Source organism: Mycobacterium bourgelatii (assembly GCF_010723575.1).
GTDB classification, from domain to species: Bacteria; Actinomycetota; Actinomycetes; order Mycobacteriales; family Mycobacteriaceae; genus Mycobacterium; species Mycobacterium bourgelatii.
In genome coordinates this window covers 1,672,027-1,691,939 of sequence record NZ_BLKZ01000001.1, presented here as the reverse complement: position 1 = coordinate 1,691,939, position 19,913 = coordinate 1,672,027, and the positions used below count along the sequence as shown (strand labels likewise).

Sequence of the window (19,913 nt, the reverse complement as noted above, 5' to 3'; positions counted from 1 at the left end):
GGTTCACAAAATTAATGGGTATCCCTAGGAAGCCTGAGCCGGCAACCAGCGCAGAGGACCGCCCGTGTTAGCGAAAATCGCCCAAGTCTGTATCTCTTCACCGCGACGGATCATGGCGCTGGTCATCATGTTCATGATCGGCACTGCCATCTTCGGCGTCCCGGCGGCGGGCAGTTTGTCCGGCGGCGGGTTTCTTGATCCGCAGTCGGAGAGCGCTCGTGGCGCGGAAATCCTCGCCCAGAAGTTCCGGCAGGGCGGCATGGAAATGGTCCTGCTGATCACCGCGCCGGACGGCGTGACAGAGGGTGCGGCCAAGACGGTCGGCGTCGACATTGCGCAGCAACTCAAAGAGTCCCCGTGGGTGTCGCAGGTGGTGTCGCCCTGGGATTCGCCGCAGGCGGGGCCCGGAATGATCAGCACGGACGGCACATCGGCGATGATCCTGGCCGCCCTCGAAGGTGACGAAACCAGCGCACCCATACATGCACAAGCACTCGCAGAAGGTTTGACTCGCGATCGCGACGGGATCTCGGTGCAGGCCGGTGGGTCGGCAATCGTCTACTCCCAAGTGAACAAGCAGACCGAAAACGACTTACTGCGAATGGAAGTCATCGCCATACCGTTGAGCTTCATCGCGTTGGCCTGGGTCTTCGGCGGGCTGCTGGCGGCTGCCGTTCCGATGGCGGTGGGCGGGTTCGCCATCCTGGGTTCACTGGCGGTGTTGCGCGGAATCGCAATGTTCACCGACGTGTCGATCTTTGCCCTGAACGTCGCCGTCGCGCTGGGATTTGCGCTGGCCGTCGACTACACGCTGCTGATCGTCAGCCGGTACCGCGACGAACTGGGCCGCGAGACTCCCGGCGCGGCGGGCCGCAACAGAGCGCTGCTGCGCACCATGTCCACCGCCGGCCGCACCGTGCTGTTCTCCGCTGTGACGGTCGCACTGTCACTGCTCGCGACCGCTCTGTTCCCGATGTACTTTCTGAAGTCCTTCGCGTATGCGGGTGTGGCGGTGGTGACTTTCGCCGCGGTCGCCGCGGTGGTGGTGGCGCCGACCGCGATCGTCCTGCTCGGCGACCGTCTCGATGCGCTGAACGTGTGGCAATGGGGAAGGCGCCTGCTGGGCCGTCCCGAACCGACACGCCGTCGCATCGAAGCGAACTTCTGGTACCGAACGTCAAAGTTCGTCACCCGCCGTGCGATTGCGGCGGCGCTGACATTGATCGTCCTGCTGTTGGCACTCGGAGCACCATTCCTCGGCGTGAACTGGGGCTATCCGGATGACCGCGTCTTGCCCGCCGCGTCGTCGGCACGAGAGGTCAACGACCGGGTCCGCACCGATTTCCAGATGAACACCGAAACCCGCGTCAAACTGGTGCTGGCCGAAACGGCGGGCCTGACAACACAGGATCTCGACGACTACGCCAGGCGGATCTCGCGGGTCGAGGATGTCGCGGCGGTGTCATCGCCCACCGGCACCTTCGTCGCCGGCGAGCGAAGGGGCCCACCGTCGGCCCCCGCCGGAATGGCCGGCGGCAGCGCGTATCTCACCGTCGACACCACCGCTCCCCTCTACACCGAGGCCTCCGAGACTCAGCTCGATGCGTTGCACACGGTCTTCCCGCCGGGCGGCCAACAGGTGCTGATCACCGGCACGGCACAAACCAATCGTGATTGCGTCGACGGAATCACCTCGCGCTTTCCGTTCGTGCTCGGCTTCATCGCGGTGGTCACGCTGGTGCTGCTCTTTCTGCTCACCGGCAGCGTGGTGTTGCCGATCAAGGCGGTGCTGCTCAATACCCTGTCGCTCACTGCGACATTTGGTGCTTTGGTGTGGATCTTTCAGGACGGGCATCTAAACGCGTTGGGCACCACGCCGACCGGAACCCTGGCCGTGAATGTGCCGGTGTTGATGTTCTGCATCGCGTTCGGCCTGTCGATGGACTATGAAGTCTTCCTGCTTTCGCGTATCCGCGAGCACTGGCTGGAAGCACGACGAGATCGCGCTGACGACAAGAGCGCCAATGACGAAAGCATTGCGCTCGGGTTGGCGCACACGGGGCGGGTGGTCACCGCCGCGGCGCTGGTGATGTCAATCTCCTTCGCCGCCCTGGCTTTCGCAGAAGTGTCATTCATGCGCATGTTCGGATTCGGACTGACCGTCGCCATCTTGGTGGATGCGACGCTGATTCGGATGTTGCTGGTGCCGGCCTTCATGCACATCCTCGGCGGACTGAACTGGTGGGCACCTGCCCCGCTGGCTCGATGGCACAGACGGCTTCAGGGAGATGGGGAGACACCCCCCACTCCCCCGGAAGACATCATGTCCGAGCCGTGCCCAGTTCCAGTCGGAACTGACGCATCGCAGCGATCAATGCACTGAACACCCGGTGCGCGGCGGCCAAGTCGGCATCCGGTAGCTCGTTCATCGCCGCATGCGCGTGCTCCCCCAATGGGGTGAAAAAGGAACGCGCAGTGGCCAATCCGGGGTCGGCGATCCGCAGCGTCACCTTTCGGCGATCTTCGGGATGCGCATCACGCCGGACATGGCCGGACTCGATCAGGCGGTCCACCAGGTACGTAATGGCCGCATTCGTCATTCCCATCCGCTGGCTCAGGTCTCCCGAAGTCAACGGGTGCCCGGCGGTCTCGGCGACCATGATGTGCAGCAGCGCGCGAAAGTCATTTGGCCGCACATCATGTGACACAGCGAACAGTCGACCGATTTCGTCCGATTCGGTCGACATCTCCCGAAGATCGGCTGAGATCAGTGATTCCAGCTCGGCCCGCTGAAGGGTGTGCTCGGCGTGCTTCATATCACCTTGAGCATATCCACGAATCGGGTACTTAGTTAAATTGATTAATACTTAAACGAGTGAAATGGTGGATCGATGCGGTGGGATGGTCTCGCTACAGTGGTATCCAGTCGTCGCTCCTGGTGGCTGTCGCTTGGTCTCTTCGCGATAGGTATCGCGGTGATGCTGATCATCGGCGGCAATAGCGCGGCCAGTCAGGCGCCGGTGGCGCTGCCGCCGGATGCGCAATCGGCCCAGGTAGACGCATTGGCCAAGCAATTTCCCGGCGGCGGACAAGCTTCCGTCATCGTGGTGGTCAGCCGTGCCGACGGCGCGCCGCTGACCCCCGCCGACGTGAACGCCGCCGCGGACGCGCGCAACCGCATGCAGACCCGCGCTCAACCCGAGGCACCGGCCCCTGGGCCACCTCCCATGGTGTCAGCGGACGGCAAGGCCGCGATCGGCATAGGGCAGATCAACGCCGACGTATCGGGGTTGGACCTCAGCGAGCTCGTCAAGGAGCTGCGGTCCGCGGTTGACAACGGCCTGCCGGCTGACCTGCAGGCCCACGTCACCGGCGGGCCGGCATTCGGCGCCGACATCGCCAACGCCTTCAGCAACGCCAACATCACCTTGCTGGCCGTGACGGCATCGGTTGTGGCGCTGCTGCTCATCGCGACGTATCGGTCCCCCGTGCTGTGGCTGGTACCGCTTTTTGTCATCGGGTTCGCCGACCGGGTTGCCACGTCCGTGGGAACCGCCGTGGCGTCGCTGACGGGCCTGAGCTTCGACGGATCCACGGCTGGGATCACCAGCGTGCTGGTGTTCGGCGCGGGAACCAACTATGCGCTGCTGTTGATTTCGCGCTATCGGCAAGAGCTCAGTGGCCAGGCCGAACACCGGGAGGCGCTGCGCCGCGCGGTCCGAAGGGCCGCGCCCGCGATCGTCGCCAGCAACGCCACCGTGGTGCTGGCACTGCTCACCCTGGTTTTCGCCACCACCCCCAGCACCCGCAGTCTGGGCGCGCTGGCGGCCTGCGGGCTGGTCGTGGCGGCGGTATCGGTGCTGCTCGTCCTGCCGCCGCTGTTGGCCGTGTGCGGCCGGCGATTGTTCTGGCCGTTCATTCCGCGCCAGCACGAGGGCGACACGCTGGAATCCGGCTTCTGGCACGGGGTTGCGGTACGGGTGGTTCGCCGTCCCGCCCTGATCGGCGGGATCGCCGTTGCCGTCCTGGCGATACTGGCCACCGGACTGCTCGGCACCCGAATCGGCTTGTCCCAGACGGAACAGTTCCGGGTGCAGGCGGATTCGGTTGCCGGCTTCGAGGTTGCGGCGGCGCACTTCCCCGCCGGGCTGACCAACCCCACCGTCGTCCTTGCCCCGACCGCACAAGCGGACCGAGTACAACAAGCCATCGACGCGACTCCCGGGGTGGTCTCGGCGACCAAGGCGGGTACCTCCGCCGCGGGACTCACCAAATGGTCAGTGGTGATCGATGCCGCACCCTCCTCCGAGCAAGCCTTCACGACCATTGCCGCACTTCGGAATTCGACGAAGGACGTCACACCAGATGCGCTGGTCGGCTGGCCCGACGCGCAGGCGCTGGACGTGCGCGACGCTGCGGCCCACGACCGGGCGCTACTGATACCGACGATCCTGGCCGTCATCTTGGTCGTGCTCTACGTGCTGCTGCGGTCCGCGCTGGCGCCGCCGACGCTGCTGGCCGCGACTATTCTGGGCGCCCTGGCGGCGCTCGGCATGGGCAGCTGGGCCAGCACGCATCTGTTCGGATTCCCCGCGCTGGACAACAGCACGCCGCTGTTCGCCTTTCTGTTCCTGGCCGCCCTAGGTGTGGACTACACCATTTTCTTGGTCGTCCGTGCCCGTGAGGAGGCCGCAATCGTCGGTGCCCGCGATGGCATGATCCGCGCGGTTTCCGCCACCGGCGGTGTGATCACCAGCGCGGGAATCGTTTTGGCCGCGGTGTTTTGGGTATTGGGAGTATTGCCGCTGATTGTCATGACCCAATTGGGCGTCATCGTCGGTCTGGGAGTCCTGCTCGACACGTTCGTTGTGCGCACGCTGGTCATCCCGGCATTGTTCGCCCTGATCGGTGACCGCATCTGGTGGCCTACCGATCTCAAATCGGTTGAGCGGCAAGCTCAACCGACAGATGGAGGATCTTCGAATGAATAGCAAGACCCTGGCGGGGACTTCGCTGGCCGTCGCCGCGGCGGCGACAGCTGGGAGCATCGCGAGCCCGGGCCGCGGTGGCACCCCCACCTGGTTTGCGCGTATCCGCAAGCCTTCGTACCAACCGCCCAGTGTCACTTTCCCGGTGGTTTGGACCGCGCTGTACACGGACATCGCGGCGACCTCCACCGTGGCGATCGACCGATTTCGCGAGACGGGACGGCCGGAGAAGGCGCGCGGCTTCATCACCGCGCTGGGCGTCAACCTGATCCTCAACGCCGGTTGGAGTTGGTTGTTCTTCCGCTACCACAGACTCGGCGCGTCCGCGCTCGGCGCCGCGGCGCTCACCGCCAGCAGTGCCGATCTGGTCAAACGGGCGGCCGAGGCTGACCCCCGGGCCGGCGCGGCGTTGTCGCCGTATGCGCTGTGGTGTGGCTTCGCCACCGCTTTATCCACCCACATCTGGTTCCTCAATCGCTGAATCATGACCACACTGCTGTGGTTTCGCCGCGACCTCCGGTTGGGTGATCACCCGGCGCTGGCGGCCGCAGCCGCTGCCGCCGCCGACGGCGCTCCCGACGAAACCAACACAGTGCTTGCCTGTTTCGTCGTCGACCCCCGGTTGGAGGCTTCGTCCGGCCAACGGCGGCTGCAGTTCCTGGGCGACGCGCTGCGACAGCTCAACGCGGATCTGGACGGCCGACTGCTGGTGGTCCGGGGCCGACCCGAGCAGCGAATCCCCGAGATCGTCAAGCGGATCGGTGCCTCATCGGTACACATCTCGGCGGACTACGCGCCATTTGGGCGACGACGCGACGAGCGGGTCCGCCAGGCGCTCGATCCGGTGCCATTGGTCGCAACCGGTTCACCGTATTTGGTCTCGCCCGGCCGCGTCACCAAACCTGACGGCACCCCATACAAGGTCTTCACGCCATTTTTCGCGCAGTGGCGCGAAGCCGGGTGGCGGCAGCCCGCGCAGGCCGGCCGCGTCCGCTGGGTCGAGCCGTCGGACATAGAGCCATGTGAGATCCCCGATCCCGGAGTCACCCTCGACGTGACCGCCGGTGAAGCCGCGGCTCGTTCGCAGTGGGCCGCGTTTGTCGACGACGGACTGCAACGCTACGCCGACGACCGCAACCGGCCCGACCTGCCAGGCACCAGCCGGATGTCGGCGCACTTGAAGTTCGGCACGATCCACCCACGCACGATGGCCGTGGACCTGAATCCGCGGCGGAAGGGCGACGCGGCGTACCTGCGAGAGTTGGCATTCCGCGATTTCTATGCTTCGGTGCTGCACCACTGGCCCGATAGCGCGTGGTGGAATTGGAATCGCGGATTCGACGCCATCCAAACCGATACCGATGCCGACGCCGAACGCCGATTCGAAGCCTGGAAGGCAGGCGAAACCGGTTTTCCTCTGGTCGATGCCGGCATGCGCCAACTGCGCGAGACGGGATGGCTGCATAACCGTTTGCGGATGATCGTCGCCTCATTCCTGGTCAAGGACCTGCACCTGCCCTGGCAATGGGGGGCACGTTGGTTCCTTGACCAGTTGGTGGACGGCGACATGGCCAACAACCAGCACGGGTGGCAGTGGACCGCGGGATGCGGCACCGACGCGGCGCCGTATTTCCGGGTGTTCAACCCGGACAAGCAGGGCGAAAAGTTCGACCCTTCAGGCGATTACGTCCGGCGGTGGGTTCCGGAACTGGCCGATGTCGGCGACCTACGGCTGCGGAAAGGCGATCGGCCCGCAAACTATCCGCAGCCGATCGTCGACCACGGCGCCGAGCGCGCCGAAGCGTTGCGCCGCTACCAAAACCTGGGTTGACCCGACAACCCGATCGGCGACTGCCCAGTTCTTCTCAAAGATCCTCTTTCAGAAGTTTGCTCAGCGTGCAATTATCTCCCCCATTCACGGTTGTCAAAATGTCGGCTGCCAGGAGGCGTAATGGCACACTCGATCTTTCGGACTTTTCTGGTTTCGGTTGCGGCAACAACGCTGGCGGCCAACGCCGCGGCCTGCACGGCCACGACGTCCAGAACGGTCGGCAAGGACGACGTGTCCGACCAGATTGCCGAGAAGATGACCGACCCTCAGGGCAATAAGCCGGAGGAGGTGAGCTGTCCCGGCGACCTGGAGGCCAAGGTCGGAGCCCAGCTCAACTGCAAGATGAAGGTCAAGGGCATCACCTACGACATCAATGTCACGGTGACCAGCGTCGAGGGCAAGGACGTCAAGTTCGACATGGTCAAGACCCGCGACAAGGACGAGGTGGCTCGTGCCATCAGTGACCAGTTGTTGCAGCAGGTGGGGCAGCGACCGGACTCGGTAACCTGCCCCGAAAACTTGAAAGGACTTGAGGGAACGACCATCCGGTGCGAACTTGTTGACGGCAGCAAAAAGTACGGCATCACGGTAACCGTGACCGATCCGCAGGACATCAGTTTCCGGTTCCGGGTTGACGATCAACCAGAGGAATAGCCGTCACTTCGGAGCTGTTGTCTCCAAACGCCTTTTGCGACAGAGGGAGCTGCAGATGCGGTCCGGCACACGCGCGCTGGCCCTGGCCGTAGTGATCGCGTTGTTCTGCGTCGGTTGCACCTTTACCCGGACGTCGACTAAGTCGAAGCCAGCCCCACCGTCGACCGGCGCCGCGGTGCAGATCAACGGCGACGCTTCGAATCCGGTGAATCAGATTGCGGCCAAAGCGATTGCAGACATCGAGGCCTTCTGGAAGACCGAGTTTCCCAAGCTGTACGGTCGCGAATACACGCCGGTCAAAGGGGGCTTCTACGCGGTCGCACCGTCCTCGGGAAACCTGCCGCCGTGCGCGAGTTCGAAAGCCGACATCGCCGGCAACGCGTTCTATTGCCCCAAGGCCGACGTCGTCGCCTGGGACGCCGAAGGACTCCTGCCCAGCCTGCGTAAGCGCTTCGGCGACTTCGTCATACCGGTGGTGCTTGCCCACGAGTTCGGACACGCCATCCAGGCGCGGGCGGAGTTCTCCGGCCTGACGGTGACCAAGGAGATCCAGGCGGACTGCTTCGCCGGAGCGTGGGCGGCACATGCGATCAAGGACAAGACGTTCACCCCCAGCCTCAACGACCAGGACCGCGCGCTGGCGGGTTTCCTGTTCCTGCGCGACGAACCCGGCACCCAAAAGGACGACCCCCGCGCCCACGGCAGCGGCTTCGACCGGGTCAGCTCCTACCGCACCGGATTCGAAGAGGGAACCTCCAGGTGCAAGGAATATCGGGACGGCGACCCGCTGGTCACCGAGATCCCGTTCAACAGCTTGGCCGACGTGGCCAGCGGCGGCAACGCGCCCTACGAGGACATCGTCAACCTGGTTCCCGTCGACCTCGAGGACTACTGGTCGAAGGTGTTCCCGCTCCTCGCCGACGAGCCGTGGCAGCCGCTGCAGCCGGCGCGACCGTTCGATCCGCGGCGGCCACCGACGTGCGGCGGCGCCCCCGTCACCGAGTATGTGCTGTTCTACTGCGTACCAGAGGATTACGTGGGCTTTGATGCCGTCAAGACGATGCCGGCGATCTATGACGAAGCGGGCGATTTCGCCGTCTCCACATTGATCGCCACGCAATATGGGCTCGCCGCCCTGCACCGGTTCGGCCAGGGAAGCAACGACAAGAACACCTCGCTGCGTGCCGATTGCCTGGCCGGCGCCTGGGCCGCCAACCTGCTGCTCGCAAACCGCGAGACGGCCATATTCAAGCTCTCCCCCGGCGACCTCGACAAGGCGGTGGCGGCGCTGCTGATCTTCCGGGGCTCCGGCGACGTCCAGCGCCAGGGACAGGGCGCCGAACGCGTCGACGCGTACCGCGATGGCGTCTACGAGGGCGTCAAGGAGTGCCTGTCCCGCTAACCGCAGCCGTCGGGCTAGGGGCTAGTGAGCGGCCTTCTTGCGCTCGATATCGGCCAGGGCGGCGGCCAACTCGGCGCGCTGCGCCGCCGACGTCTCCCAGGACAGCTGACGGTTCTTGACCACCTTCGCCGGCGCACCGACCGCGATCGAGTAGTCCGGGATGTTGCCGCGCACCACGGCGTGCGAGCCGAGCACGCAGCCGCGTCCGATCGAGGTACCCCGCAGGACCGTCACCTTCACCCCGACCCAGGTGTCGGGCCCGATTCGCACCGGGCTCTTGATGATGCCCTGGTCCTTGATCGGCAGGGTGATGTCGTCCATGCGGTGGTCGAAGTCGCAGACGTAGCACCAGTCGGCCATCAGCGCCGATTCACCGAGCTCGATGTCCAGATAGCAGTTGATGACGTTGTCCCGACCCAGGACCACTTTGTCGCCGAACCGCAGCGAACCCTCGTGCGCCCGAATCGTGTTCTTGTCGCCGATGTGCACCCACCGGCCGATCTCGAGCTGCGCCAGCTCGGGTGTGCAGTGGATTTCGACACCCTTACCCAGAAACACCATTCCGCGCGTGATGATGTGCGGATTTTGCAGCTTGAATTTCAGCAGCCGCCAATACCGCACCAAGTACCACGGGGTGTATGCGCGGTTTTTCAACACCCACTTCAAGGAGTCCATGGTCAGGAACTTGGCCTGCCGCGGGTCGCGCAACCGCGAACCACGCCAGCGGCGATGCAGCGGCGCACCCCACATGCTCGTCATGACCGCAAAGCCTAGTCGGGTCGCAGCGCAGGCCGAAAATGGGCGGGCACAGGATGCGGTCATCCGAGGGAAGCGAACGTCCACGAGTTACCCTCACCTGTACACGTTCGCTGCTTTGGCCGAACCCCGCATCCAGAAAGGTTCTGTAATCCACGGTGCTTGCTCGACGTGTCATGGCAGCGGTTTCTGTGGCAGCTTCGGGGGCCGTACTGGCGGTCGGGCTGGGCGGATGCGGGAACACCGACTCCTGGGTCGATGCGGCCCCCGCCCAGGGCTGGCCCGCGCAATACGGCGACGCGGCCAACAGCAGTTACACCGGTAGAGGCGGCGCGACCAAGCTCGAGCTGGCCTGGACGCGGTCCGTCAAGGGCAGCCTGGGCGCTCAGCCGGCCCTGAGCGACCGCGGTTACCTCGCCCTCAACGCGCAGACTCCCGCCGGGTGTTCGCTGATGGAGTGGGAAAACAAGCGCAACGGCCGGCAGCGCTGGTGTGTCCGACTGGTCCAGGGCGGCGGCTTCGCGGGTCCGTTGCTCGACGGCTTCGACAACATGTACGTGGGCCAACCCGGAGCCATCATCGCCTTTCCCGTCACCCAGTGGACGCGGTGGCGCCAGCCCGTCATCGGAATGCCACTGACCCCTCGGTTTCTGGGAGGCGGCCAACTCTTGGTGACGACCCATCTGGGTCAGGTGCTGGTTTTCGACGCTCATCGCGGCAAGCTGGCCGGCAGCGCACTCGACCTGGTGGAGGGCTTGGATCCCAAGGACGCGACCCGCGGCCTGGACGACTGCGGTCGGGCCGGACCGGACTGCCCGGTGGCGAGCGCTCCGGCGTTTTCACCGGCCAGTAAGACCGTGGTGGTCAGTGTGTGGCAGCCTGGCGCCCCGGCCGCGGGGCTGGTCGGGCTGAAATACCACCCCGGTAAGAGCCCGTCGCTGGTCCGCGAGTGGACCAGCCAGGCCGTCAGCGCGGGCATCGTGGGCAGCCCGGTCCTGTCCGCCGACGGGCAAACCGTCTACGTGAACGGCCGTGATCAACGACTCTGGGCGCTGCATGCCGCCGACGGCAAGGTGAAGTGGTCGGTGCCGTTAGGGTTCTCCGCCCAAACGCCGCCCGCTGTCACCCCGAAGGGACTCATCGTGTCCGGCGGAGGGCCGGACACCCGGTTGGCGGCGTTCCGGGACGCCGGTGATCACGCCGACCAGGCCTGGCGACGCGACGACGTCACCCCGCTGTCCACCTCGAGCCTGGCGAGCGGCGATGCCGGTTACACGGTGGTGGCGGGCCCCGGACTGTCCCTGCTGGTCTTCGACCCGGACAGCGGCCGCACACTCAACACGTATCCGCTACCCGAGGCCACCGGATACCCGGTCGGAGTGGCGATCGGCACCGATCGCCGGGTGGTGACGGCAACCAGCGATGGCCAGGTCTACAGCTTCGCGCCGGCCTGAGCGGTCCGAGCGGGCCGGCTAGAGCGCCAGCGGCGGGATGGCGCTGCGGGGCACCTGCACCTGCGCAGGGCCGGCGAACAAAGGCAGCAACTCGCCCGGGGCGAAGTAGAAGATCAACTGGTCGTCGGTGATGGCGAAGTTCTGATAGTTGGTCGGGTCGTGGCCGGCGCCGGGCGATATCGCCAGCGCCAGCGAAGTCTGGCGCTCCAGTTCGCGCTGGACGAGCGGGAAGATGGCATCCAGCGGTGTGGTGTTGGGCGCGAACAGCGTGTCGAAGGTGATCGGCTGCTTGGTGTCGAGGTTGTAGTTGAAGGCTTTGTACCAGGTCGACGGGTGTGTCCCGCCGAGGTCTTGGAAGAACTTGAGCACCACGCTGCGGGTGCGCGGCGGCTGGCCCGAGGTGTGCTGGTCGGTGGTGGCTTCCATCTGGTAAGGCTGGTCACGTCGTCCGGAGCCCTGCGCGACGTTGACGAACCCGTCCCGGTTCTGGGTGACGTAGTCGGTCAGCGCTTGCTGGTCCGGATAGTCGACGGGAAACGTCAGGGCCAACGTGTAGGCGGTGGTCGACGCGCGCACGTGGCAGAGCTGCGCCGAGTCGACGGTACCGCCCAGGCTCGCACACGACGGCGGCGCCGCGGCCGCCGGCCAGCTCAGTAGGGCCGCGGCCGCCACCGCGGCGGCCGCTATCACAACACGCATCGTCGATTGTCCTCGCAGAAGAAACTAAGGTGGCGTTGGCGTCACCCAAAAGGTAATCGTGCTCAGCGTACCTGGGCGTTACTGGGAGGGACAGCAAACGAAAGCCACTGCGTGACTGGCTGTCCCGGAACCGAAGCGGGTGATTACCACTGACAGCGGCCGGCTACCGCGCAACCGCAGCCGTCGTCGCAGCGCATCCGGATCGACCCGCACGCCGCGGACCAGGATTTCCAGGGCCCCGCAGTCCATCGCCGCCAGCGCCTGGCGCAACCGGCGCTCGTCGAACGGCAGCCGGTCGAGCACCTCGAAGCCCCGTACCGAGGCGGGCAGCCGGTCACCGGACAGGTAGGCGATGTCGGGGTCGAGCTGCCAGAGGCCATGCCGAGTGGCGTACTGCCGGACCAGACCGGCGCGCACGACCGCCCCGTCGGGATCGATGATCCAGCGCCCGACGGGACGCACCGGGCAGTCGTCGGCATCCGAATCGGTGACCTCTTCCCCGCTGTCGAGCACGCTCGCTCGTCGGCGGACTCCCGGGGCGGCGAGTCCTGCCGACCACAGACACGCCTCGCGCACCGAGCCCCGGTAGGACGTCACCTCGATCTCGCCATCGAACCCGAGCTGGCGCACCTGCTCGAAATCGATTCCAGGAGCACACTTTACGACCACGTCGCAGCTGCGGTAGGTATCCAGCAGCGGACCTAAAGGGGGCTCGTAATCATCGGGGCTGAACCGTCGTCGGCCACCGCTGCGGCGCGCCGGATCGACGACGGCGACCGCGTCGCGCGTCACCGGGTGCAGCGCGTCGGCGCGGCACAACTCGGCGGTCGCACCGAGGTTGTGGCGCGCCATCGCCAGCCGCACCGGATCGATGTCGCTGCCCACGACCCGGGCCGCCGTCTCCCGCAGTGCCGCCATTTCGGTGCCGATCGAACACGTCGCGTCGTGCACGACGCGACCGGACAGTCGCCGGGCCCTGCGATCCGCCACTTCGCGGGTGGTGGCCTGCTGCAGCGCCTCCTCGGTGAACAGCCAGTGCACGGCAAGATCGCCCAGTTTTTCGCGCGCCCGGCGGCGCAGCAATGTCGTCTCCACCAGGATCGGCGTCCGTGCACCGAACCGGGCGCGCACGGCCGCGATGTCGGCGACGCGCGTCGCGTCGGTCAGTGCGTATTCGGCAACTTCCCGCAGCGCGGCCGCACCGTCTGGCGACCGGAGGAAGACGACGTCGTCGGTGCTGAAGGTGAGACCGGTGGCACCCCTGTTCAGGAGGGCTTAACTCCGGTGACCATGACGTTGTAGAACCAGCCCTTCGGGGCGATGTGCCGCCAGATGTTGGCATCCACCCAGCTGAGGGTCTTCCAGCCGGTGAAGGCGAACTTCGCCCAGCCCCAGCCCAGGCGCCCGGGCGGCACCGATGCTTCGAACGTGCGCACCGGCCAGCCGAACATGGCGGCGGTGAACTCCTCGCTGGCGGTTCGCACCTCGACCGCGCCGGCGTTGGTCGCCATCCGCTCCAGATCGCCCGGGGTGAAGGTGTGCAGGTCGACGATCGCCTCGAGCGCTGCGGCGCGTGAAGATTCGTCGAGTTCGGCTTGCGGGCGCCGCCAACCACCCAGGCCGGGCAGCTTGGTGACGTTGGTGGCGACCCGCCAGGTCAGGGTGGACAACGTGCGTGCGTATTCGTTGCCGACGGTGGTGGGCTCACCGGCGAACACGAACCGGCCACCGGGCTTGAGAACCCGAATCACTTCCCGAAGCGACAGTTCGACGTCGGGAATGTGGTGCAGCACGGCGTGCCCGACCACGAGGTCGAAGGTGTTGTCGTCGTAGGGGATGCCTTCGGCGTCGGCGACCCGTCCGTCGATGTCGAGGCCCAACGACTGCCCGTTGCGGGTGGCGACCTTGACCATCCCGGGCGAGAGGTCGGTGACCGAGCCCCGCCGAGCCACCCCCGCCTGGATCAGGTTGAGCAGGAAGAACCCGGTGCCGCAGCCCAGCTCCAGCGCGCGGTCGTAGGGAAGTTGACCAAGGACTTCGTCGGGAACGATGGCATCGAACCGACCGCGGGCGTAATCGACGCAGCGCTGGTCGTAGGAGATCGACCATTTGTCGTCGTAGCTCTCGGCCTCCCAGTCGTGGTAAAGCACCTGGGCGAGCTTGGTGTCGTGGCGCGCGGCTTCCACCTGTTCCGCGGTGGCGTGCGGATTGGGAGCGGCGTCAGCGGGGATTTCCGTAGTCCTCGTCATGCAGGGCAGCCTAACGGCTCCCCCGGTCATCCCGCTTGACCCCTTCCTGACCAGCGGCGAAGACCTCGACGTAGCGGCGGCGTTCGGCGGCGCGCACCTCTTCGGCTGTCGCTGCGCCGGCGTCGAAGACGGCATTGATCCCGGCCTTGGCGGCGGCCAGCGCGTGTGGTGGGCCGTCCAGGAAGCGGCGCGCCCAGGTGGCCGCGGCGTCGTATACGTCGTCGGGGGCGACCATGTCGTCGATCAGGCCCAGGGCCAGGGCTTCTTCGGCGTCGAAGAAACGACCGCTGAACACCAGCTCCTTGGCCCGGCTGGCGCCCGTCACGTGGGCCAGCCGCGCCATTCCACCGCCGCTGGGAATCAGGCCGGCCAGGATCTCCGTCGCACCGAACTTCACGTTGTCGCCGCTGACGCGCCAGTCGGCCGCCAATGCGAGCGTGAGCCCGGCGCCCAGCGCATAGCCGGTGATGGCGGCCACGGTCGGCTTCCCGATCGCCGCCACGGCATCGATCGCCTCGCGCCGCACCCGCGCCGTGATGTCGGCCTCTTCGGGCGTCAGCGTCCGCAGTTCGGGCATGTCGTCGCCGGCGGAGAAGATCTCGTGGCCACCGAACAGGATGACCGCGGCGACGTCGTCACGACGGCCGAGTTCGTCTGCCGCCGCGATGATTTCGCGGTACACCTGGCGGGTCATCGCGTTCGTCGGCGGTCTCGACAGCAGCAGCATCGCCAGGCCCGCGTCTTGCGAACCGTCGCTGACCACGACACTGACGAACTCGCTCACCGGGCGTTCACTTTCGCGTTCACTGGCGCGCTCACCGAGGCGCTCAAAAGGGCCAGTCCAAGGATCCGCCGGCCTGTCGCGCCCGGTGGTAGCGGTCAGAGTCGAAGAACTCGAAGACCCAGTTGTCGCCCCGCTTCTCCAGCAACGGTTGCACGGCCACGATCTGGCGTTCGACGGCCAACACATCGGCGACGGTGCGGCCGGCCAGCGAATCCAGCTGGGTCCAGGTTGGCGGCAACAGCACGTTGCGGCCCGCCTCGAAGTCCTCGATGGCGTCCTGCGGCAACGCCCAGCCGGAATGGTCGGACTCGGTGTTGTCGCCGTCGGCGCGCTGCCCTTCCGGCAGTGCGGCCACGAAGAAGTACGTGTCATAACGCCGGGTGCGCTCGGCTTCCGGGGTGACCCAGTTGGCCCACGGGCGCAGCAGATCGGACCGCAACACCAGGTTTTCGGTGCGAAGGAAATCCGCGAACGACAGTGTCCGGTCGTCCAACGCCCGCCGAGCGTCGCGGTAGACCGAGGCGTCACCGACGATGGTGTCCGGGTCGTCCGCGGGGCCGGCGAACAACACCCCGGACTCCTCGAAGGTTTCCCGGGCGGCGGCGCACACCAGCGCCTCGGCGAGGTCGGTCTCGATGCCGAAGCGCTGCGCCCACCACTGCGGCGGCGGCCCGGCCCAGGCCCCCGTCAGGTCGGCGTTGCGATCCCGTTCGTCGACACCGCCGCCGGGGAACACGATCACGCCGGGCGCGAACTCCATCTTCGAGTGGCGGCGCATCAGGAAGATCTTGAGGCCCGCGGGTGCATCGCGGATCAGCATCACGGTCGCCGCGGGTCGGGCCGGCAGCGGCTCGGGTGTGGTCATGGCCGCCTCCGGTGGGCCGCGCGGGTACGAACCCGCCGGGCGAAGTAGCGTCCGTCGACCACGTCGAGCGCGATGCGTTGACCGAACGCCGCGGACAGATTCTCGGCGGTCAGCACATCGGGCAACAAGCCCGACGCCACCACCTGCCCCTCGGACAGCAGCAGGCAGTGGCTGAAGCCGGGAGGCACCTCCTCCACGTGGTGGGTGACCAGCACCAAGGCCGGCGCGTCCGGGTCGGCCGCCAGGTCGGCCAGTCGCGCCACCAGTTCCTCGCGGCCACCGAGATCCAGGCCCGCCGCCGGTTCGTCGAGCAACAGCAGCTCCGGATCGGTCATCAAGGCACGAGCGATCAGCACTCGTTTGCGCTCACCCTCCGACAGCGTCCCGTAGGTGCGGTCCGCGAGGTGTTCGGCGCCAAGGCTTTCCAGCATGTCGATGGCGCGACGGTAATCGAGATCCTCGTATTGCTCGCGCCACCGGCCCAGCACCGAGTAGCCCGCCGACACAACCAGATCGCGCACCAGTTCGTTGTCGGGCACCCGCTGGGCCAAAGCCGCGGAGCTCAGCCCGATCCGGGACCGGAGTTCGGTGACGTCGACCCGGCCGAGCTGCTCGCCCAGCACGAACGCGGTCCCCGACGATGGGTGCTCGGCCGCCGCCGCGATCTTGAGCAACGACGTCTTGCCGGCGCCGTTGGGCCCGATGATCACCCAGCGTTCGTCGAGTTCGACGGCCCAGTCCACGGGCCCGACGAGGGTGCGGCCGTCGCGGCGCAGTGAGACGTTTCGGAAGTCGATCAGCAGGTCGGGATCGGCCTCTAAAAAGCCAGAGTCAGGCACCCGACCATCGTGCCGTATGCCGCGTGAGCCGCTCCCCGGGGGGCGGCGCCCCGCGAGCCGCTCACACGGCTAATCGCCCGGAATCTCGACGCGCCGCAGTGTGCCGTCGGCCTCATCGGCGGCCTCGATCTCGGCGCGTGTCACGCCCAGCAAGAACAACACCGTGTCCAGGTAGGGATGGCTGAGGGACGCGTCGGCCACCTCGCGCAGCGCGGGCTTGGCGTTGAACGCGATTCCCAATCCGGCTGCCGCGAGCATGTCGATGTCGTTGGCGCCGTCGCCGACGGCGACCGTCTGCTCCATCGGTATCCCGTACTGATCGGCGAACGCGCGCAGCGCCTTGGCCTTGCCCGGTCGGTCGACGATCGGTCCGAGCACCCGGCCGGTCAAGATGCCGTCGACGATTTCGAGGTCGTTGGCGGCGACGAAGTCCAGCATCAGGTCACGAGCCAACGGCTCGATGATCCCCCGGAAGCCGCCGGATACCACGCCGCAGCGGAAACCTAAGCGCCGCAACGTTCTCAACGTGGTGCGGGCACCGGGCATCAATTCCAGCTGGGCGGCGACGTCGTCGATCACCGAGGCGGGCAATCCTTTGAGGGTGGCCACCCGCTGTTCGAGCGACTCGGCGAAATCCAGTTCACCGCGCATGGCGGCTTCAGTGATCGCCGCGACGGCTCCCTCGGCCCCGGCTCGGGCGGCCAGCATTTCGATGACCTCGCCCTGGACCAGGGTCGAATCGACGTCGAACACGATGAGCCGCTTGGTACGCCGCCCCAGACCGTAGTTGGCGACGGCCACGTCGACATGCTGGTCGGCGGTCACCTTCGTCAGGGCGGCCTGCAACGGTCCCTCGATGCCTGGCGGCCCCGATACCCGCAACTCCAGGCCGGTGACCGGGTAGTCGGAGATGCCGTGGATGAAGTCGATGTTGACGTCCAGCGCCGCCACCTCTTTGGCCACCGCTCCGAACACCCCCGCGGTGATCGGCCGGCCCAGCAGGAAGATGGTGTGGGTCGACGGCTTTTGAATGATCGGCAGATCGTCGCTGCGCTCGATCGAGACCTCAAGACCCACCTCGTGGATGGCGGCCTTGACCTCCTCGCTCAACGCGTCGCCCTCCGCAACCTCGCGCGGGCACGACACGAGCACGCCGAGCGTCAGCCGACCCCGGATCACGACCTGCTCGACGTTGAGAAGCTCGACGCCGTGCCGGGCGAGGACCGCGAAGAGCGCAGACGTCACGCCCGGTTGATCGACACCGGTGACGGTGATGAGCACCGATACCTTGGGCGAGGCACTCACCCCAGGTTGCCGTCGCTACTGATCACTGGTCGAGCGGTCGGGCTCAGTCCGCGGGCCCATCCCCTTCGGCGACTCGCCGACCGTGGCGTGGCGTCCGATGTGCGCTTCGGCACGCATCCGCTCAACCATGTGCGGATAGTGCAACTCGAACGCCGGACGCTCCGAACGGATGCGGGGCAGTTCGGTGAAGTTGTGCCGCGGCGGCGGGCAGCTGGTGGCCCACTCCAGGGAGTTGCCGTAACCCCACGGGTCGTCGACGGTCACCACCTCGCCGTAGCGCCAGCTCTTGAAGACGTTCCAGACGAACGGCAGCATCGACGCGCCCAGGATAAAGGCACCGATGGTCGAGACCACGTTGTAGCTCTGGAAGCCGTCGGAGGCCAGGTAGTCGGCGTAACGACGAGGCATGCCCAGGTCGCCCACCCAGTGCTGCACCAGGAACGTGGTGTGGAAGCCGATCAGCGTCAACCAGAAGTGGATCTTGCCCAGCCTCTCGTCGAGCAGGCGACCGGTCATCTTGGGGAACCAGAAGTAGATGCCGGCGTAGGTGGCGAACACGATGGTGCCGAACAGCACGTAGTGGAAGTGTGCGACCACGAAATAGCTGTCGGTCACGTGGAAGTCCAACGGCGGGCTGGCCAGCAACACGCCGGTCAGACCACCCAGCAAGAAGGTGACCATGAAGCCGATCGAGAACAACATCGGCGTCTCAAATGTCAACTGGCCCTTCCACATGGTGCCGATCCAGTTGAAGAACTTGATCCCGGTTGGGACGGCGATCAGGTACGTCATGAACGAGAAGAACGGAAGCAGGACGGCACCGGTCGCGAACATGTGGTGCGCCCACACCGCCACCGACAGCGCGGCGATCGACAGCGTCGCGTACACCAGGGTGGTGTAGCCGAAGATCGGCTTGCGGGAGAACACCGGGAAGATCTCGGAGACGATCCCGAAGAACGGCAGCGCGATGATGTACACCTCGGGGTGGCCGAAGAACCAGAACAGGTGCTGCCACAGCAGGACCCCGCCGTTGGCCGAGTCATAGATGTGGGCCCCCAGGTGCCGGTCGGCGGCCAGGCCGAAGAGCGCCGCGGTGAGCAGCGGGAATGCGATCAGCACCAGGATGGACGTCACCAGGATGTTCCAGGTGAAGATCGGCATCCGGAACATCGTCATGCCCGGCGCGCGCATGCAGACCACCGTGGTGATCATGTTGACGGCACCCAAGATGGTGCCCAGACCGGCGACGATCAGACCCATGATCCACAGGTCGCCACCGGCGCCCGGCGAGTGGATGGCGTCGGTCAACGGGGTGTAGGCGGTCCAGCCGAAGTCTGCGGCGCCGCCGGGGGTGATGAAGCCCGCGGCCCCGACCAGGGCGCCGAACAAGAACAGCCAGAAGGAGAAGGCGTTCAGTCGCGGGAAGGCCACGTCGGGTGCGCCGATCTGCAGCGGCAGCACCAGATTGGCGAAGCCGAACACGATCGGAGTCGCATAGAACAGCAACATGATCGTGCCGTGCATGGTGAACAGCTGGTTGAACTGTTCATTCGACAAGAACTGCAGACCAGGGACCGCCAACTCGGTCCGCATCAACAGCGCCAGCAGCCCGCCGAGCAAGAAGAAGACGAAGCAGGTGACGCAGTACATGATGCCGATCAGCTTGTGATCGGTGGTCGTGATCAGTTTGTAGATCAGGTTCCCTTTGGGGCCGGTCCGGGCCGGGTAGGGACGAGTGGCCTCGAGTTCTCCCAAGGGGGGCGCTTCGGCTGTCAACAGCTCCTCCAAACATCCAACACGGACATCTACCCGAACAAGGCCCGAAATCCAGTTCCGCTTCAGAAACCACTAATGCCACGAATCTTAGCCCGCGATCATGTCGACGGAAGGGCTGGTCCTACAAACTGTCGTAAATGGCGCGCGCGATGTGGCCGTGGGGGCGCCGCCACCGCGAAAAAGGCCGTCGAACCAGGGCGCTCGGCGGCACGGGTAACCGCGCAACGCGGCGCGCAGCGCAGGCCGGTGGCCCGGGCCTGAGCTGGCCGGATGTTACCGTCGGACGCGTGTTATCCGGCCGGACGCGAGGG

Annotated in this window: 17 protein-coding genes; 7 read left to right on the top strand and 10 right to left on the bottom strand. The window is 66.2% G+C overall.

Annotated elements, in window-relative coordinates; genetic code table 11:
• The first annotated feature begins 64 nt into the window (after positions 1-64).
• The gene (locus G6N68_RS07645) at positions 65-2,383 is read left to right on the top strand and encodes an MMPL family transporter (RefSeq protein WP_163709928.1); all 2,319 of its coding nucleotides are present in this window, start codon (positions 65-67) and stop codon (positions 2,381-2,383) included.
• Here the strand turns inward: G6N68_RS07645 and G6N68_RS07640 are convergent.
• Positions 2,322-2,816, bottom strand: coding sequence for a MarR family winged helix-turn-helix transcriptional regulator (locus tag G6N68_RS07640; protein ID WP_163709925.1), 495 nt, complete (start codon positions 2,814-2,816; stop codon positions 2,322-2,324). The two genes, G6N68_RS07645 and G6N68_RS07640, sit on opposite strands and share 62 nt — an antisense overlap.
• A gap of 75 nt (positions 2,817-2,891) precedes the next feature.
• Between G6N68_RS07640 and G6N68_RS07635 the strand changes: the two genes are divergently transcribed.
• From G6N68_RS07635 to G6N68_RS07615, 5 genes are all read left to right on the top strand, one after another.
• Entirely contained in the window at positions 2,892-4,991 is a 2,100-nt protein-coding gene (locus G6N68_RS07635) for an MMPL family transporter (RefSeq protein WP_163709922.1), read from the top strand.
• Complete coding sequence (locus G6N68_RS07630) at positions 4,984-5,469, top strand: TspO/MBR family protein (protein ID WP_163709919.1); 486 nt, start codon at positions 4,984-4,986, stop codon at positions 5,467-5,469. The genes G6N68_RS07635 and G6N68_RS07630 overlap by 8 nt, the downstream gene beginning before the upstream one ends.
• Positions 5,470-5,472: 3 nt before the next feature.
• Positions 5,473-6,819, top strand: a complete 1,347-nt coding sequence (locus tag G6N68_RS07625) for a cryptochrome/photolyase family protein (RefSeq protein ID WP_163709916.1) — start codon at positions 5,473-5,475, stop codon at positions 6,817-6,819.
• Between the two features lie 120 nt (positions 6,820-6,939).
• Positions 6,940-7,473: an anti-apoptotic protein gene (locus G6N68_RS07620; RefSeq protein WP_163709914.1), complete on the top strand. Its 534-nt coding sequence runs from the start codon at positions 6,940-6,942 to the stop codon at positions 7,471-7,473.
• A 55-nt stretch (positions 7,474-7,528) separates the two neighbouring features.
• A complete protein-coding gene (locus G6N68_RS07615; RefSeq protein WP_163709910.1) occupies positions 7,529-8,875 on the top strand; it encodes a neutral zinc metallopeptidase in 1,347 nt (448 codons plus the stop codon).
• 21 nt (positions 8,876-8,896) lie between these two features.
• Here G6N68_RS07615 and G6N68_RS07610 read toward each other — a convergent pair whose 3' ends face one another.
• Positions 8,897-9,634 (bottom strand): acyltransferase, encoded by a 738-nt coding sequence (locus G6N68_RS07610; protein ID WP_163709907.1) that lies wholly within the window; start codon positions 9,632-9,634, stop codon positions 8,897-8,899.
• Between the two features lie 173 nt (positions 9,635-9,807).
• Between G6N68_RS07610 and G6N68_RS07605 the strand changes: the two genes are divergently transcribed.
• On the top strand, positions 9,808-11,085 hold the full coding sequence (locus G6N68_RS07605) for an outer membrane protein assembly factor BamB family protein (protein ID WP_205351270.1): 1,278 nt from the start codon (positions 9,808-9,810) through the stop codon (positions 11,083-11,085).
• A gap of 18 nt (positions 11,086-11,103) precedes the next feature.
• Here the strand turns inward: G6N68_RS07605 and G6N68_RS07600 are convergent, their stop codons facing one another.
• From G6N68_RS07600 to ctaD, 8 genes are all read right to left on the bottom strand, one after another.
• Positions 11,104-11,784 (bottom strand): esterase, encoded by a 681-nt coding sequence (locus G6N68_RS07600; protein WP_163709904.1) that lies wholly within the window; start codon positions 11,782-11,784, stop codon positions 11,104-11,106.
• A gap of 78 nt (positions 11,785-11,862) precedes the next feature.
• Positions 11,863-13,053, bottom strand: coding sequence for a THUMP-like domain-containing protein (locus tag G6N68_RS07595; protein ID WP_205351461.1), 1,191 nt, complete (start codon positions 13,051-13,053; stop codon positions 11,863-11,865).
• Complete coding sequence (locus tag G6N68_RS07590; protein ID WP_163709899.1) at positions 13,050-14,033, bottom strand: class I SAM-dependent methyltransferase; 984 nt, start codon at positions 14,031-14,033, stop codon at positions 13,050-13,052. The genes G6N68_RS07595 and G6N68_RS07590 overlap by 4 nt, the downstream gene beginning before the upstream one ends.
• A 10-nt stretch (positions 14,034-14,043) precedes the next feature.
• Complete coding sequence (locus tag G6N68_RS07585; protein ID WP_163709896.1) at positions 14,044-14,817, bottom strand: enoyl-CoA hydratase; 774 nt, start codon at positions 14,815-14,817, stop codon at positions 14,044-14,046.
• Between the two features lie 43 nt (positions 14,818-14,860).
• Positions 14,861-15,682 carry an NUDIX hydrolase gene (locus tag G6N68_RS07580; protein WP_163709893.1) on the bottom strand — a complete coding sequence of 274 codons (822 nt, stop codon included), beginning with the start codon at positions 15,680-15,682 and terminating at the stop codon, positions 14,861-14,863.
• Positions 15,679-16,539, bottom strand: a complete 861-nt coding sequence (locus G6N68_RS07575; protein ID WP_163718314.1) for an ABC transporter ATP-binding protein — start codon at positions 16,537-16,539, stop codon at positions 15,679-15,681. Before G6N68_RS07575 ends, G6N68_RS07580 begins: the two co-directional genes overlap by 4 nt.
• A 51-nt stretch (positions 16,540-16,590) precedes the next feature.
• Positions 16,591-17,826 (bottom strand): phosphoserine phosphatase SerB, encoded by a 1,236-nt coding sequence (gene serB / locus G6N68_RS07570; RefSeq protein WP_163709888.1) that lies wholly within the window; start codon positions 17,824-17,826, stop codon positions 16,591-16,593.
• Positions 17,827-17,841: 15 nt separating this feature from the next.
• Positions 17,842-19,602 (bottom strand): aa3-type cytochrome oxidase subunit I, encoded by a 1,761-nt coding sequence (gene ctaD, locus G6N68_RS07565; RefSeq protein ID WP_163709885.1) that lies wholly within the window; start codon positions 19,600-19,602, stop codon positions 17,842-17,844.
• Between the last annotated feature and the right edge of the window lie 311 nt (positions 19,603-19,913).

Excerpts from the sequence above, each read along its gene's own strand:
- G6N68_RS07620 (WP_163709914.1), top strand. The coding sequence starts at position 6,940 with ATGGCACACTCGATCTTTCGGACTTTTCTGGTTTCGGTTGCGGCAACA.
- G6N68_RS07590 (WP_163709899.1), bottom strand. The coding sequence starts at position 14,033 with ATGACGAGGACTACGGAAATCCCCGCTGACGCCGCTCCCAATCCGCAC.
- G6N68_RS07605 (WP_205351270.1), top strand. The coding sequence starts at position 9,808 with ATGGCAGCGGTTTCTGTGGCAGCTTCGGGGGCCGTACTGGCGGTCGGG.
- G6N68_RS07580 (WP_163709893.1), bottom strand. The coding sequence starts at position 15,682 with ATGACCACACCCGAGCCGCTGCCGGCCCGACCCGCGGCGACCGTGATG.
- G6N68_RS07640 (WP_163709925.1), bottom strand. The coding sequence starts at position 2,816 with ATGAAGCACGCCGAGCACACCCTTCAGCGGGCCGAGCTGGAATCACTG.
- G6N68_RS07600 (WP_163709904.1), bottom strand. The coding sequence starts at position 11,784 with ATGCGTGTTGTGATAGCGGCCGCCGCGGTGGCGGCCGCGGCCCTACTG.
- G6N68_RS07630 (WP_163709919.1), top strand. The coding sequence starts at position 4,984 with ATGAATAGCAAGACCCTGGCGGGGACTTCGCTGGCCGTCGCCGCGGCG.
- G6N68_RS07635 (WP_163709922.1), top strand. The coding sequence starts at position 2,892 with ATGCGGTGGGATGGTCTCGCTACAGTGGTATCCAGTCGTCGCTCCTGG.
- G6N68_RS07615 (WP_163709910.1), top strand. The coding sequence starts at position 7,529 with ATGCGGTCCGGCACACGCGCGCTGGCCCTGGCCGTAGTGATCGCGTTG.
- G6N68_RS07610 (WP_163709907.1), bottom strand. The coding sequence starts at position 9,634 with ATGACGAGCATGTGGGGTGCGCCGCTGCATCGCCGCTGGCGTGGTTCG.
- G6N68_RS07625 (WP_163709916.1), top strand. The coding sequence starts at position 5,473 with ATGACCACACTGCTGTGGTTTCGCCGCGACCTCCGGTTGGGTGATCAC.